Origin of the sequence: Nakamurella endophytica, assembly GCF_014646215.1 — a bacterium.
Classification (GTDB): domain Bacteria; phylum Actinomycetota; class Actinomycetes; order Mycobacteriales; family Nakamurellaceae; genus Nakamurella; species Nakamurella endophytica.
In genome coordinates this window covers 325,298-338,989 of the sequence record NZ_BMNA01000003.1, presented here as the reverse complement: position 1 = coordinate 338,989, position 13,692 = coordinate 325,298, and the positions used below count along the sequence as shown (strand labels likewise).

The 13,692-nt window shown below is 72.9% G+C and carries 15 protein-coding genes; 1 reads left to right on the top strand and 14 read right to left on the bottom strand.

Annotated elements, in window-relative coordinates:
• Window positions 1-13: 13 nt before the first annotated feature.
• The 4 genes from IEY37_RS08700 to IEY37_RS08685 all read right to left on the bottom strand — a co-directional run bounded on the left by IEY37_RS08700 (window position 14) and on the right by IEY37_RS08685 (window position 4,643).
• Window positions 14-1,639, bottom strand: a complete 1,626-nt coding sequence (locus IEY37_RS08700; protein ID WP_188941142.1) for an amidohydrolase — start codon at window positions 1,637-1,639, stop codon at window positions 14-16.
• A 128-nt stretch (window positions 1,640-1,767) separates the two neighbouring features.
• Window positions 1,768-2,664, bottom strand: a complete 897-nt coding sequence (locus IEY37_RS08695; RefSeq protein WP_188941141.1) for a formate/nitrite transporter family protein — start codon at window positions 2,662-2,664, stop codon at window positions 1,768-1,770.
• A gap of 139 nt (window positions 2,665-2,803) precedes the next feature.
• Window positions 2,804-3,856 carry an aldo/keto reductase gene (locus tag IEY37_RS08690; protein ID WP_188941140.1) on the bottom strand — a complete coding sequence of 351 codons (1,053 nt, stop codon included), beginning with the start codon at window positions 3,854-3,856 and terminating at the stop codon, window positions 2,804-2,806.
• A gap of 106 nt (window positions 3,857-3,962) precedes the next feature.
• Entirely contained in the window at window positions 3,963-4,643 is a 681-nt protein-coding gene (locus IEY37_RS08685; RefSeq protein WP_188941139.1) for a hypothetical protein, read from the bottom strand.
• Between IEY37_RS08685 and IEY37_RS08680 the strand changes: the two genes are divergently transcribed.
• Complete coding sequence (locus IEY37_RS08680) at window positions 4,600-4,806, top strand: hypothetical protein (RefSeq protein ID WP_188941138.1); 207 nt, start codon at window positions 4,600-4,602, stop codon at window positions 4,804-4,806. The genes IEY37_RS08685 and IEY37_RS08680 overlap by 44 nt on opposite strands.
• A 280-nt stretch (window positions 4,807-5,086) precedes the next feature.
• On the opposite strand, the gene IEY37_RS08675 is transcribed toward IEY37_RS08680, so the two are convergent.
• Genes IEY37_RS08675 through IEY37_RS08630 form a run of 10 tightly spaced genes read right to left on the bottom strand, consistent with a single transcriptional unit; the run spans window position 5,087 to window position 13,604 of the window.
• The gene (locus tag IEY37_RS08675; protein ID WP_188941137.1) at window positions 5,087-5,983 is read right to left on the bottom strand and encodes a dihydrodipicolinate synthase family protein; all 897 of its coding nucleotides are present in this window, start codon (window positions 5,981-5,983) and stop codon (window positions 5,087-5,089) included.
• A complete protein-coding gene (locus IEY37_RS08670) occupies window positions 5,980-7,197 on the bottom strand; it encodes a pyridoxal phosphate-dependent aminotransferase (RefSeq protein WP_188941136.1) in 1,218 nt (405 codons plus the stop codon). The genes IEY37_RS08675 and IEY37_RS08670 overlap by 4 nt, the downstream gene beginning before the upstream one ends.
• Entirely contained in the window at window positions 7,176-7,526 is a 351-nt protein-coding gene (locus tag IEY37_RS08665; RefSeq protein ID WP_188941135.1) for a hypothetical protein, read from the bottom strand. The genes IEY37_RS08670 and IEY37_RS08665 overlap by 22 nt, the downstream gene beginning before the upstream one ends.
• 50 nt (window positions 7,527-7,576) lie before the next feature.
• Window positions 7,577-8,344, bottom strand: coding sequence for an SDR family oxidoreductase (locus IEY37_RS08660; RefSeq protein WP_188941134.1), 768 nt, complete (start codon window positions 8,342-8,344; stop codon window positions 7,577-7,579).
• 20 nt (window positions 8,345-8,364) lie between these two features.
• The gene (locus IEY37_RS08655) at window positions 8,365-9,201 is read right to left on the bottom strand and encodes a type 2 periplasmic-binding domain-containing protein (RefSeq protein ID WP_188941133.1); all 837 of its coding nucleotides are present in this window, start codon (window positions 9,199-9,201) and stop codon (window positions 8,365-8,367) included.
• Between the two features lie 25 nt (window positions 9,202-9,226).
• Window positions 9,227-10,018, bottom strand: coding sequence for an amino acid ABC transporter ATP-binding protein (locus tag IEY37_RS08650; RefSeq protein ID WP_188941132.1), 792 nt, complete (start codon window positions 10,016-10,018; stop codon window positions 9,227-9,229).
• A gap of 17 nt (window positions 10,019-10,035) precedes the next feature.
• Window positions 10,036-10,770: an amino acid ABC transporter permease gene (locus IEY37_RS08645; RefSeq protein ID WP_188941131.1), complete on the bottom strand. Its 735-nt coding sequence runs from the start codon at window positions 10,768-10,770 to the stop codon at window positions 10,036-10,038.
• Window positions 10,767-11,867, bottom strand: a complete 1,101-nt coding sequence (locus tag IEY37_RS08640) for an NAD(P)H-dependent amine dehydrogenase family protein (RefSeq protein WP_188941130.1) — start codon at window positions 11,865-11,867, stop codon at window positions 10,767-10,769. Before IEY37_RS08640 ends, IEY37_RS08645 begins: the two co-directional genes overlap by 4 nt.
• Window positions 11,864-12,583, bottom strand: coding sequence for an amino acid ABC transporter permease (locus tag IEY37_RS08635; protein ID WP_188941129.1), 720 nt, complete (start codon window positions 12,581-12,583; stop codon window positions 11,864-11,866). The genes IEY37_RS08640 and IEY37_RS08635 overlap by 4 nt, the downstream gene beginning before the upstream one ends.
• Window positions 12,584-12,626: 43 nt before the next feature.
• A complete protein-coding gene (locus IEY37_RS08630) occupies window positions 12,627-13,604 on the bottom strand; it encodes a transporter substrate-binding domain-containing protein (protein ID WP_229674203.1) in 978 nt (325 codons plus the stop codon).
• Window positions 13,605-13,692: the final 88 nt, after the last annotated feature.

Genomic DNA, 13,692 nt, shown 5'->3' with positions numbered 1-13,692 from the left:
GAGCGGGACGGGCTCAGGACAACCGGTCCTCGGGGTCGTGCACCGCGCGCCCGTCGACCATGGTGGCCAGTACCGGGATCTCGCCCAGCGCCGCGGGTTCCACCGACAGCGGGTCGCAGCCCAGCACCACCAGATCGGCCAGCCGACCCTCGGCCAGCGACCCGATCTCGGACTCCGCGCCGGCCGCGAACGCCGCACCTGCGGTGTACGAGTGCAGGGCCGCCGCGACCGGGATCCGTTCCTGCGGCCCGTAGCAGGCGCCCGTGCCGGTCCGTCGCTCGACCAGCGCCTGCAGCGCCGCCAGCGGCGTGGCCGGCGCCACCGGGCGGTCCGAGCTGGCGGCGACGGGGACACCGGCCGCCAGGAAGCTCGCCGCCCGGATCGACCAGGGCACCCGGGCCGCGCCGAAGCCGTCGGCGAGCAGGTCGCCGAACAGCGGGATGAACAGCGGCTGGATGACGGCCAGCACGCCCAGGTCCGCCATCCGCTGCACCTGGTCCGGCCGCACCAGGCCGGCATGCTCGACGCGGTGCCGGCGGGCGCGGAGCTCGTCGACCGGGCCGGCGGAGGCCAGGGCGTCCAGCAGGAGGTCGACCGCGGCGTCGCCCATCGCGTGACCGGCGACCTGCCAGCCGCTGCGATGGGCGTCGGCGATCTGCCGGCGCATCCGCACCGGGTCGTCGGCGAAGGACTGCCGCGCCGGCGGTTCCCCGGCCGGTCCGGTCACCGCGGCGGTCCCGGCGGTGCCGGCTCCGTCGATCCAGATCTTCATGGCCCCCAGCCGCAGCCACGGATCCCCGAGACCGGTCCGGGCACCGAGGTCCAACCCGCTGGCCGGCGTCTCACCGCGACTGCCGGCCACCTCGTGCAGCAGCTCGCTGTAGACCATCAGCTGCGCCCGCGCGTGCAGCCGACCGGTGGTCCGCGCCCGCTGGTAGGCGCCGATCTCGGCCGGACCGTGGTCGATGCCGGGACAGCCGATGCCGGCCTCGGTGAAGCTGGTGATGCCCTCCGCGACGTACCGCCGGGTGGCCCGGTCCACGGCGTCCGCCAGCTGCTCCTGCGACGCCGGGCCGACGAGGTCCTTGACGGCGTCCATCGCCGTCTCCTCGAGCAGTCCGGTCGGCCGGCCGGTGCCGTCCCGGTGCACGAACCGGGCGGCGTCACCCGGTAACGGGTCCGCCAGCTCTCGCAGCACCGCGGAGGACACGGCGCAGGAGTGACCGGACCGGTGGGTCAGCCACACCGGCCGGCCGGATCCGGCACGGTCCAGTTCGGCGGCGGTCGGGAAGCGGTCCGGTCGGGACCGGTCCAGGTACCCGAACCCGATGACCCAGGCGTCGTCCGGCAGGCCGTCCGCGTACACCGCGACCCGCTCGAGCACGGCGTCGGTGGAGGCACATCCACCGAGATCCAGGTGCAGCTCCTCGATGCCGACGGACGTGGTGTGGCAGTGCGCGTCGTGGAACCCCGGGACGACGGTGGCGCCTGCCAGGTCGACGCGGCGGCGGGCGGGCAGGTCGTCGATGTCGCCGTCCAGGCCGACGATCCGGCCGCGCCAGATGCCGACGCTGTGCGCCGGCGGACGATCCGGACACACGGTGTGCACCACGGCGTTGTGCAGCAACAGGTCCAGCACGCAGCCTCGTCTCGTCGGCCGACCGGTGGGCCGAGCCTAGCGCCGCACCGCCGGGACGGCGCGCTACCGGACGGCCGGGGCAGGCAGGGCCGTCCGCGGACGGGCCGGTGCCGCTGCGGCCCGGCGGATCAGCGGGGACCGGCGGCGTGCTGCCCGGCGTGCGAGCGGTCGTCCGGAGCGGCGGTGTCCACGACGCCGTCCGGACGGGTCGAGGTGTTCCGACCGCGCAGGTACAGGAACCAGTAGGCCCCGGCCACGAACAGGCCGCCGCCGATGAAGTTCCCGACGTAGGCCTCCCACAGGTTGTCCCAGACGTCACCCCAGGTGAGCCCCGGCACGTGGGCGAACATGGCCGCCGGCAGGAAGAACATGTTGGCCACGACGTGGTCGAATCCCATGGCCACGAAGGCGGTGATCGGGAAGACGATGGCCAGGACCTTGCCGGCGATGTCCTCGGCGGCCAGCGCCATCCAGACGCCCAGGCACACCAGCCAGTTACAGGCGACCGCGCGCAGGATGACTTGGAGGTGCGTCTCCACCAGCGCCTTGCCGTCGGCGATGCCGCTGAGCCGCTGGAAGGTCAGCGCGCCGGTGCTCCCGGGTGCCGACGACGGGGTGCCGATCACCCCGGTCTTCACCGCGAAGACGTAGGCGACCAGCAGCGCGCCGAGCAGGTTCCCGATGGTGACCAGCGCCAGGCTCATCCCGACCCGGCCGACGGTGATGCGCCGGGAGAAGAACGCCAGCGGCAGCAGTGCCATGTTGCCGGTGAGCAGCTCGGAACCGGCGACGATCACCAGGATCAGCCCGAGCGAGAAGGCCAGCCCGAAGATGAGCGTGGGCAGCGTGCCCCAGGTGGCGGTCGGCAACCCGGAGGTGCCGATGATGCCCACCAGGCCCGCGAAGCCGATGTAGGCGCCGGCGAGCACACCGCCGACGAGCATCCGGTCCGGCGACAGGTTCGCCTTCGCGATACCGCCGTTGACGGCGGCCACCGCGATCTGGTCGGGAGTCTTGTAGCCCATCGGTCCTCCAGCGCGTCCGACGTCCTGCCGGTGCGCAGGGCGGAAGTCCGGTTCCCGGCGGACCGACACGCCAACCGGCCGGCGGTGCGCCGGGCCGGAGGACCTTTCCGCCCGCGGGTCGGACGGTCGCGCTGCCCGGTCAGCAGGTCCGGCGCCGCCGGAGGAACGGGTCGGTGAGCGCGTCGGTCGGGTAGGCGTCGTCGTCCTGCGAGACCGTCCGTCCCGGCGGCACGATCTCGTCGATCCGGTCCAGGACGTCGCCGGACAGCCGCACGTCGGCCGCACCGAGCTGGGTCTCCAGCTGGTCCATGGTCCGTGGACCGATGATCGGCGCGGTGACCGCCGGGTGCTGCAGGACGAAGGCCAGCGCCAGGTGGATCAGCGACATCCCGGCCTGCTCGGCGAGCAGCGCCAGCTGCTCGACGGCCTCCAGCTTGGCCTGGTTGCCGGGCGCGGACAGGTCGAAGCGATCGGGCATCCGCTTGGCCCGGTTGGTCTCCGGTGCGTCCTGACCCTTGCGGAACCGGCCCGTCAGCCAACCGCCGGCCAGCGGGCTCCAGGCCAGCACACCCATGTGGTACCGCTCGGCCACGGGCAGCACGTCCCGCTCGATGCCACGGTGGATCAGCGAGTACGGCGGCTGCTCGGTGACGAACCTGCCGAGGCCGCGCCGCTCCGCGATCCACTGGTCCTCGACCATGCGGTACGCGGGGAACGTGGACGACCCGAACGCGCGGATCTTGCCGGCGCGCTGCAGGTCCGTGAGGGCGGCCAGGGTCTCGTCGTCGTCGGTGCCGGTGTCCGGACGGTGCACCTGGTACAGGTCGATCCAATCCGTCTGCAGGCGCCGCAGGCTGTTCTCGACCTCCTGCACGATCCACCGCCGCGAGTTGCCACGCCGGTTCGGGTCGCCGCCGGGCGCTCCCATCTCGACGTCCATCGGCCCGTGGAACTTCGTGGCCAGGACGACGCCGTCCCGGCGCCCGCGCAGCGCCTTTCCGACGATGGTCTCGGACTCGCCCTGCGAGTACACGTCGGCCGTGTCGACGAAGTTGATCCCGGCGTCGAGCGCGCGGTGGATGATCGCCACGGAGGTGTCGTGGTCGGGTTCGCCCCAGGCACCGAACATCATGGCGCCCAGGCACAGCGGGCTGACGAACATTCCGGTGTGGCCGAGGTTGCGATGCTCCATACCGGTCAGCGTAGGCGCGGCCGCGATCGACGCTCCTCCGGTGTCCGCCGGCCCGGCCCCGTCCGCCGGCGCGCGGGCCGCTGCCGGAGCGTCCTGCCGGGCCTCGTCAGGACAGCGAGGCGCAGGCCGGGATCCTGGCGACCGCGCGGCTCACCTCGGGACTGAGGTCGAGACCCTGGAGCGCCTTTCCGGCCTCCTCGGTGGTCTTCTGCAGGTTGCCCAGGATCTGCCGCCCGGCGGCGGCGTCGTTCACGTCGAGCGTGCTGAACTGCTGCCCGTACTTGGTGAACGCCTGGCCGGTGCGGGTCAGCCCCTGCGAGGCCGTGGCCGCCAGCTTGCTGCCGCCCTCGAAGGTCGGCGCGGGCAGGCTGCCGAGCTTCTGTCCGGCCTGCACCAGGCCGGCTCCGGTGGTGCGCAGCAGCGTGGCGAACGCGGCCAGCGCCTGCTGCTTGCCCTTGGGCGTGGAGGTGGCACCTGCAGAGATCTTGGAGAACTCGTCGTCGAGCCGGGTGAGCGGCGCCAGGCCCGTGCACGCCTGCTCGAACCAGGCCGTGGACCTGGCGTCCAGCGCGGTGGTGGTGCCACCGACCGTCGTGCTGGCCGATCCCGACCCGCTCCTGGACGCGGTCGCCGACGGGTCGCTGCCGGAGGACTGCCCTTCGGACGGCGCAGCAGCCGACGAGGGGGTGGCCGCCGTCGAGCCGGCCGTCCCGGACGTCTGCGCGGCCGTCGACGAGGGCTGGGTGATGGACGCCGCCGCCGAGGTCGAGGACGCCGAGCTCGACATCGAGGAGACGGACGACGCTGCCGAGGACGAGGACGCGGACGCGACGCTGCTGCTCGACGCCGAGGACGGCGAGGAGGCGTCGTTCGACCCGCAGGCGGACAGCGCGAGAGTGGCGGCGGCCGCGAGAGCGGCCCAGGTTGCGGTCCTGCGCTGCATCGAATGACCTCCGGCGTCGACCCTGTGGACGCTGCGCGACGCTACCCGCCGGCGTGCGGTCGACCGGCGCCGCCTCCGGACGGTCTGGCCGGCTGCGACCGCATCGACGGCCGGCGGTCACCACACCGGGCGACCGGACCCGGGCGACGTCCGGTGTGGCACCTACATCGTGAAGGCCGCTGGGCGCCGCGGCACTCCACGGGGTGGCGGGCGACATCGCCCGTCCGGTCCGCGGTGTGCGAGCTCGGCAGGGGAGGCTCCTGCTGCACCAGGCCGCCCGGCCCCGTTCAGCCGTGCTCGACGTCCTCGATGAGCCCCCGCAGTTCCGCCACGGTGCGCGGATCGGTGACCGGCGCCGGCCCGCGGACGGTGTCGTGCCGGATGATCCCGCGCTCGACGAACAGCTGCTTGCGGATCGACACCCCGCCGACGCCCAGCTGGGCCTCGTACCGGATCAACGGCAGGTGCTGGAAGAACGTCCGGCGCGCGCCGGCCCGGTCCCCCGCGGCGTGGGCCGCGCAGATCCGGACCAGGACGTCGGGCAGCGCGAAGCCGGTCATCACGCCGACGGCGCCCCGGTCCAGCTCCTCGACGGCGTAGAGCCCGCCCAGGCCACCGAAGCACCGGGCGTCCGGGTTGGCGTCCAGGATGGCCGAGATCTTCGTCGGGCTGGGGACCTGCTCGACCTTGACGGCGACAGCCGTCGGATGGCGGACGATCTCGCCGAGCGTGGCGCCGGACATCGCCACGCCGGTGGTCACCGGCTCGTCCTGCACCACCACGGGTACGTCGGCCGCGTCGCAGACGGCGCGGTAGTAGGCGACCTGCTGGCCGGCCGCGCCCGCCAGCGCCCGGGGCGGCGCCACCATGACGCCGGCGGCACCCAGCTCGGCGGCGCGCCGGACTCGTTGCACCGTGGCACGGGTCGACTCGGCGGTGCAGCCGGCGATCACCGGGACCCGTCCGGCCACCGCGGACACCACCCGCTCCACCACCAGGTCCCGCTCGGCGTCGGTGAGCTTGTGCGCCTCACCCATGATCCCGAGCGGGATGACGGCGGACACCCCCGCCCCGACGGCGTAGTCGACGACGGACGCGAGCCCGTCCTCGTCGACGCTCTCGTCCGGCAGGAACGGCGTGATCATGATGTGGCCGAGGCCGGTCAAGGTGTGCAGGGAGGTCATCGGCGAGCTCCGGAAGGGGTGGGGGCGGGAAGGGTAGTCACAAAGGTGCGGAGCGCCTGCAGGCCCGTGGTGAGGTCGGCGGTCGGCACGGCGAGCGACACCCGCACGTGGTCGTCCTGCGGCGCGCCGAAGGGGCCGCCGGGAAGGACGGCGACGCCGGTGCTCTCGAGCAGGCGGGCGGCGAACGGGCCTGCCTCGAGGCCGGTGCCGCCGACGTCCAGGTAGCCGTATAACGCACCCTCCGGCGGGGTGAACCGGAGTCCGTCCGCGCCGTCGAGGATGTCGATCAGCAGATCCCGCCGGAGCCGGTAGGTCTCGACCATCTCGCGGGTGTAGCTGTCACCGGCGGTGAGTGCGACGACCGCGGCGTCCTGCACGAACAGCGGCACGCAGCTGAGCATGTGCTGGTGTGCGACCAGGGCGGTGGAGACCACGTCCGCCGGACCCGACAGCCAGCCGAGCCGCCACCCGGTCATCGCGTAGGCCTTGGACACCCCGTCGACGACGACCGTCCGGTGCGGTGCCGCCACGGCGGGGCTGCGGTGCTCGCCCCGGAAGACCAGGTGCCGGTAGATCTCGTCGCTGACGATGACCAGATCGTGCTCCTCGGCCACCCGGACGACCGCGTCGACCTCGGCGGCGTCGAGGACCCGCCCGGTGGGATTGGTCGGACTGTTGACCAGCAGCACCCGGGTGCGCGGGGTGCAGGCGCCGGTGAGCGCCTCGGCCGTCACCCGGAACCCGTCCCTACTGTCCAGGTGCACCGGCACGGGGACGCCGCCGTGCAGGCGGACCAGCGGCAGGTAGCTGACCCAGGCCGGGGTGAGGACGAGGACCTCGTCCCCGGGGTTCAGCAAGGCCTGCAGGGCCAGCGACAGGGCGAACTTCGCCGAGCCGGTGACCAGCACCTCGCTGTCCGGGTCGCGGGTGACGCCGACGGGCAGGGCCTGCGCGACGGCGCGACGCAGCTCGGCGGTTCCCCGGCTGGGCCCGTAGTGCGTGCGCCCGGCCCGCAGGGACGCCACCGCGGCGTCGACCACCGGCGCGGGGGTGTCCGCGTCCGGGTCACCCGACGCGAGGTCGACCACCCGGCGGCCCGCGGAGCGGAGCGCGGCGATCCGGTCGGACAGGCCGACCGTGGCGGACCCGGGGATCCCGTCGAGCAGGCGGCTGGTCCGAGACTCCGGATGGCTCACTCCTTCGGTGGGTTGCACGCGACGGCGACCGTCATGCCGTCCGGGCCGATCTCGAGGTCGTAGTGGAACTCGAGCGGCAGGTAGATGGCGGCACCGGGGGACATCTCGCGGCGCACCCCGTCCTCCGTCGTCACCTGGGCGGACCCGTGGGTGCAGTACATGACCACCTCGTGCACGCCGTCGCCGTCGACGGACGCGGTGAAACCGGGTGCGTATGTGGTGACGTGGAAGCTGAGCGCCTGGGACCCCTGGCGCTTGGTGGTCACCACGCGGTGGCTGTACTCCTGCTCCGGATTGATCCAGAGGCGTTCCACGTCCTCGGCTCTGGTGATCGAGATGGCGGTCACGCTGGTTCTCCTCGCTGCTGGGGTGCGCTGGTAGGGACGGTGCCGGCGGCTCAGGGCAGGGACAGCACGAGGCCGCCGTCGACGGGGACCACGGCGCCCGTGACGTAGCCCATGGCGCTCGAGGCGAGCAGGGCGACGACCCGCCCGAACTCCTCTGGCGTGCCGTACCGCCCGAGCGGGATGCGTGCGATCGCCTGCCGGCGGACCTCGTCGGCGCTGATGCCGGCCGCGGTGGCGCGTCGCTCGTCCAGGCCGGCCACCCGGCCCGTCGCGATGCGCCCGGGCGCCACCCCGTTGATCCGGATCGGGGCGATCTCGGAGGCCAACGACTTGATCAGCCCGACCAGGCCGGGCCGCAGCACGTTCGAGGTGACCAGGCCCTCCAGCGGCATCCGCACGGAACTGGACAGCACCACCGTGATCGACGGCGCTGCGGAGGCGCGCAGGTGCGGCAGCGCCGCCCGGATCAGCCGTACCGCGGCCATCAGCGTGCCCTCGACACCCTGCTGCCAGCCGTCGTCGTCGACCGAGCCGAAGGTGCCCGGCGGCGGCCCACCGCCGTTGACCACCAGCACGTCGAGCCCACCCAGCTCCTGCACCGCACGCTCGACGGCGGTCGCCGGTCCGTCCGGTGCGCTCAGGTCCACCCCCACCGCCACCCCGCCGACCGTCCCGGCGGTCGTCGCCAGGCGTTCGCTGGGCCGGGCGGCCAGGGCCACCCGCGCGCCTTCACCGGCCAGCGCGGCGGCACAACCGGCGCCCAGCCCGGCGCTGGCCCCGCCGACGAGCGCCCGCAGTCCCTGCAGTCCCAGATCCATTCCGTCCTCCGTCCCGCCGCTCAGTGCCCGAGCCGGTCGATCCACGCGGCGTAGCGGACCTGTTCCCGGTCCAGCACCTCGCGGAAGCCGGCGCTGTCCCAGTCGGCGTCCTGCATGCCCGCGCCAGTGACGTAGTCGCGCCACGGCGGCGTCCGGCGCGCACCGGCGAGCAGCCGCTCCCACGCGGCGAGGTCCGACGCGGCCAGCCCGGGCGGAGCCACGACACCGCGCCACAGCGGGAACCGGACGTCGATGCCGGCGTCGGCCAGCGCCGGTCGATCCGGCGTCCCGTGCTCGGCGAAGGTACCGATCACCCGGAGCCGGCCGTCGCGGAGGCCGGCGGCGAAGTCCGAGCCGACGCCGGTCGTCCAGTCGGCCGTGCCGGCGGCGACCTCCTCGACCGCCGCGGCCGGCGAGTCGACGATCCGCACGTCGACGCCGGGCACCTGGTCCCCGACGAGCAACGCCTGGATGTGGGTGTTGCCGCCGTACGGGGCCGCCGCCGCGACGGTCGGTGCGTCGAACAGGGAGTCGAGCCCGGCACGCGGATGGTCGGTCCGCACGGCCAGCAGGTAGGTGTCCTGCACCAGGCCCGCGACCGCGGTGAAATCGGCTGCCCGCCAGGGCAAGTCCTGCTTGAGCGGCGTCGTGAGGTAGGTCGGCGTGCAGCTGCCCAGGACGGTCGCGTCGCCGGGACGCTCACCGAGGTGGGTGATCGCCTCGGCGCCGTCCCGCGCCGGCAGGTCCACGGTGCGGATCTCCAGGTCCGGCTGCACCGCCCGGACCGCCTCAGCCAGGGCGGCCATCATCAGCGATGGGCCGCTGCCGGCGGGACCGTGGGAGACGAACGTCAGCACACGCACTCCTGTCAGAAGTCTTGTCTCAGAGGATCTTGTCGAGGAACTCGCGCACCCGCGGCCCGACAGTGCCGGTGAAGAACTGCTCGGGCTCGCCCTGCTCGACGATGCGCCCGCCGTCCATGAACACCACCCGATCGGCGACCTCGCGGGCGAAACCCATCTCGTGCGATGCGATCAGCATGGTCATGCCACTCTCGGCCAGTTCCTTCATGGCGCCGAGGACCTCGTGCACCATCTCCGGGTCGAGCGCCGACGTCGGTTCGTCGAAGAGCATGACCTTCGGACGCATGGCCAGCGCCCTGGCGATCGCGACGCGTTGCTGCTGTCCCCCGGACAGCTGGGCCGGGTAGTTGTCCGTGCGGTCGCCCAGTCCGACGCGGCGCAGCAGCGCCCGCGCCTCCTCCTCGACCTCCGCGCGCGGGCGCCGGAGCGTCTTGACCGGTGCCAGCATCACGTTCTGCAACGCGGTGCGGTGCGGGAAGAGGTTGAAGTTCTGGAACACCATGCCGACGCCCAGCCGGGCCCGCACGAGTTCCCGTTCGGGCAGCACCCGGTGGCCGTCCCCGGCCTCCCGGTAGCCGTGCAGGCGGCCGTCGAGGAGCACGCACCCGGTGTCCAGCGGGGCCAGCAGTGCGACGGCCCGCAGCAGCGTCGTCTTGCCGGACCCGCTGGGACCGATCAGGACGGTCACCGACCCCCGGGGCACCGACAGGTCGACGTCGTCGAGGACCCGCAGCCCCGACCCGAAGGTCTTGGAGCCCCAGACATGGAGGAAGTCGCCGTCCGGCGTCGTCCGGGTGGCCGTCCGCGTCATGTCCCTCTCCTGCCCGTTCACAGGTGTGCACCGGGGATCTCGATCAGCCCGGACAGCCGGCGCCGCGCCAGCACCCGGCCCGGTCCCACCGCGGCCTTGCCCGCGGCGACCCGCTGCTCCACGAAGCGCTGCAGCGCACCCCATACGGAGGTGATCGCCAGGTACACCGTCGCGGTGGCCAGGTACACGGCCAGCGGCGCGTTGGTGAACTGCGCGGCCTGCTGCGTCTCCCGCAGCAGCTCGACGATGCCGATGAAGGCCACCAGCGAGGTCGTCTTGAACATGTAGTTCATCTGGTTGCCCAGCGGACCGATGATGAGCCGGGCCGCCTGCGGCAGCACCACCCACCGCGCCGTCGCCCACGGGCCCAGACCCAGTACCCGGGCGGCGTCCGTCTGCCCGCTGTCCACCGACGACAGTGCGCCACGGACGATCTCGGTCATCCGGGCACCCTCGTTGACGCCCAACCCGAGGATGCCGACCGCGATCACCGGCAGGTCGACGCCCACCAGGGGCAGCACCGAGTACCACGCCAGGATCTGCAGCAGCTCCGGGGACCCGCGGAAGAACCAGACGTAGGCCGCGGACACCCAGCGCAACGGGGCCAGGCGGGAGCGGCGCAGCGGCGCCATGACCAGTCCGATGACCAGTCCGAGCAGCTGCGCCACCACGGCGAGCCAGATCGTGGTCCAGGCTGCCGCCCACAGCGAGCCGCTGGTCAGCGAGCCGAGGAAGCCCGGGTGCGGGTTCATTCCGGCGCGGACCCGACCTGCTCGAGCACGATGTGCCCCGGCCGGGACGCCGCGCCGTCGACCAGGTAGCGCAGGTCCGACCGCGGGGTGCGCGTCGGCAGGTCCAGCACCGACACCAGGCCCAAAGGAGCCGCCGGCAGCAGCGGCACCGTGTTGGCCAGGACGATCGCGGCACCCAGGATCGACACGGACGCCGGCTCGATGCGCAGGTGGATCCGGTGCAGCCCCTCCAGCACGATCTCGTCGTGCGGGGACTCGAAGCCCTCGCCGTAGTACATCGCGAGCCGCGCGGTCATCACCTCGGCCGAGCCGCTGAAGGCGTGGGCCTGCTGGACGATGCCGACGACGTGACCGGGCGCGATGTCGCCGATCGCGGACGGCGTCACCCGGTCCACCGACACCGGCTCCCAGGACTCGGTGATCCGCTCGATCGGCAGGTCCAGGCGCTCGGCCAGCAGCGCGAACGACTCGGGCAGCCCCATGTGCCCCTCGACGTGCCCGTCCGCGACGCGCCGCCGGAACTCCTCGACCGACAGGCCGAACCCGACGTGCTCGACGTCGCCAGGGCCGGTGTCGGAGACCTCGACCGCGCGGCTGAGCCGGATGCCGGTGATCCCGGTGCTCGCCGCGGCCACGTCCAGCACCAGCTGGTCCGAGACGAAACCCGGGTTGATGCCGGTGCCGGTGACCGTCACGCCCGCCGCCGTCGCGGCCTCGTGCAGGCGCCGGGCGTGCTCGGGGTAGCGCAACCACGGGTGGAACATGCTCTCCGCGGCGGACAGCACGTGCAGTCCCGCGGCGATGCCGTCGAGCAGCGGCTGCAGGATCCGGTCGGGCCGCGACTCGGTCATGTGCACGAGGACCTGCGGCCGCACCGGGACCTGCCGGATCAAGGTCGCCAGGTCGCCGGCCACGGGCAGGCCCGCACCGGTGGACTCGCCGGTCACCTGCTCCACGGTCCGGCCGATCTTGGCCGGATCGGTGTCCACCGCGCCGACGATCGCGATGCGCGGGTCCGCCGCGGCGGCCCGGACGAAGAACCGGCCGAGGGCGCCGAGCCCCACGACGACGACGGGAACCGAGGCGGAGTTGTTCACGGGGCACCGATCCGGGAGAGCTGGGCAGGGACGGCGGGGCGGCGGCGGCCGCCCCGGCGGGTGACGTCGGACCGGCGCTCGAGCGCCCACTGCACGAGGTTCCACAGGCTGGAGATGGCCAGGTAGTAGACCGTCGCCACGGCGAAGGCCTCGAAGGGGCGGTACGTCTCGGAGACCGTGTCCCTGGTGTGCGCCAGCAGTTCCTGCACCGACAGCACGGAGACCAGTGACGTCGTCTTGATCATGCTGTTCACCTGGTTGCCCAGCGCCGGCAGGAAGGTGCGGATCGCCTGGGGCAGCAGGATCAACCGGATCCGTTGCCATCGACGCAGTCCCAGCACGCGCCCGGCGTCGGACTGTCCGACCGGGACGGCGAGCAGGTTGGCGCGCAGCAGGACGGCGATGTACGCGCCCTCGTTCAGCACGAGTCCGAGCAGCGCCGCCTGCAGGACGCTGGGCCGGATGCCGATCTGGGGCAGGCCGAAGTACAGGACGAGCAGCTGCACCAGGATCGGCGTGCCGCGCCAGATCCACACGTACAGGCCGCTGATCGCCACGACCGGTCGCGAGGTGCTGAGCATGCCCAGGGCCACCACGCCGCCGAGGGCGACCGCGAGACCCTCGGCGACGACGGTGAGCCACACCGTGGTCCACGCCGCCTCCAGGAAGCCCGTGCTCGTCAGCTGCTCGACGAAGAGGTCCCAGTCCCAGACCATGCCGTCCCTCCTCCCGCTCGGTCCCCGCGCACCGCCGGACGGGTCAGCTGGCCGGCGCGGGGTTGATCGTGAAGTCGTCCACCCCGGCGATACCCCAGTCCTTGAGGATCTTCTGGTAGCTGCCGTCCGCCTTGATCGCCTGCAGGCCGCGGATCAGGGCATCGGCCAGCGCGGTGTTCTTCTTGACCGTCGTGAGCGCCAACGCCCGGGACTCCACGCCGGTCATGACGGTGGCGTACTCGTCGCCGTTGGTCTTGTTGAAGTACGCGAACTGCGGGTCGTTGACGTACGCGGCGTCGACCGAGTCGTTCTGCAACGCCTGGTAGACCTGCACGTTGCTCTCGAAGGGCAGGATCTGCATCGGCGGCGAGAGGGTCTTGTTCGCCTCCTGCAGCTGCGCCACCTCGCTGCCGCCGCTGGGCGCCGCCACCTTCTTCCCGGCGAAGGCCTCCCAGCACGGCGTCTTCGGGCAGTCGTACCCGGCCTTGGCGGCCTTCTTGACGCCCATCGTGTTGCCCCACTGCACGTACGGCACCATGTTCATCACCTTCTCGCGCTCGGCGGTGATGAAGACCGAGGTGCACAGGGCGTCGTACCGGCCGGCCTGCAGACCGGGGATCAGGCCGTCGAACGCGAGGTTCGTCCACTCGATCCGCACCCCCAGCTTGCCGGCGATGGCGGTGCAGAGCGCGGGGTTGAGCCCGTCCTCCTTGCCGTTGTTCAGGAACTGGTTCGGCGAGGACGAGAAGTCCGCCGCCAGCTTGAGGACACCGGGTGTCTGCGTGCCGATGTCGCCGGTCTGGCCGGTGGCGGTGATGGTGCTCGCCGTCGGGCTGGGACCCGTGGTGTCGGCGGACGAGACGGCCGCCGACGACGACGCGCTCGTGGACGACGCGCTGCTCGACGGCGCGCTGCTCGACGACGTGCTGCTCGACGACGTGCCTGCGTCGGAACTGCCGCCGCAGGCCGCCAGTGACAGCGCGACGGCGACCACGGGGACGGCGAGCATCGTGCGACGCACGGATCGGTACCGGAACACGGGATGCCTCCAGGAGTGTCGGTCGGACAGTGGGGTTTGTCAGCTCACCGCAGTGGTCACTATAGTGAGG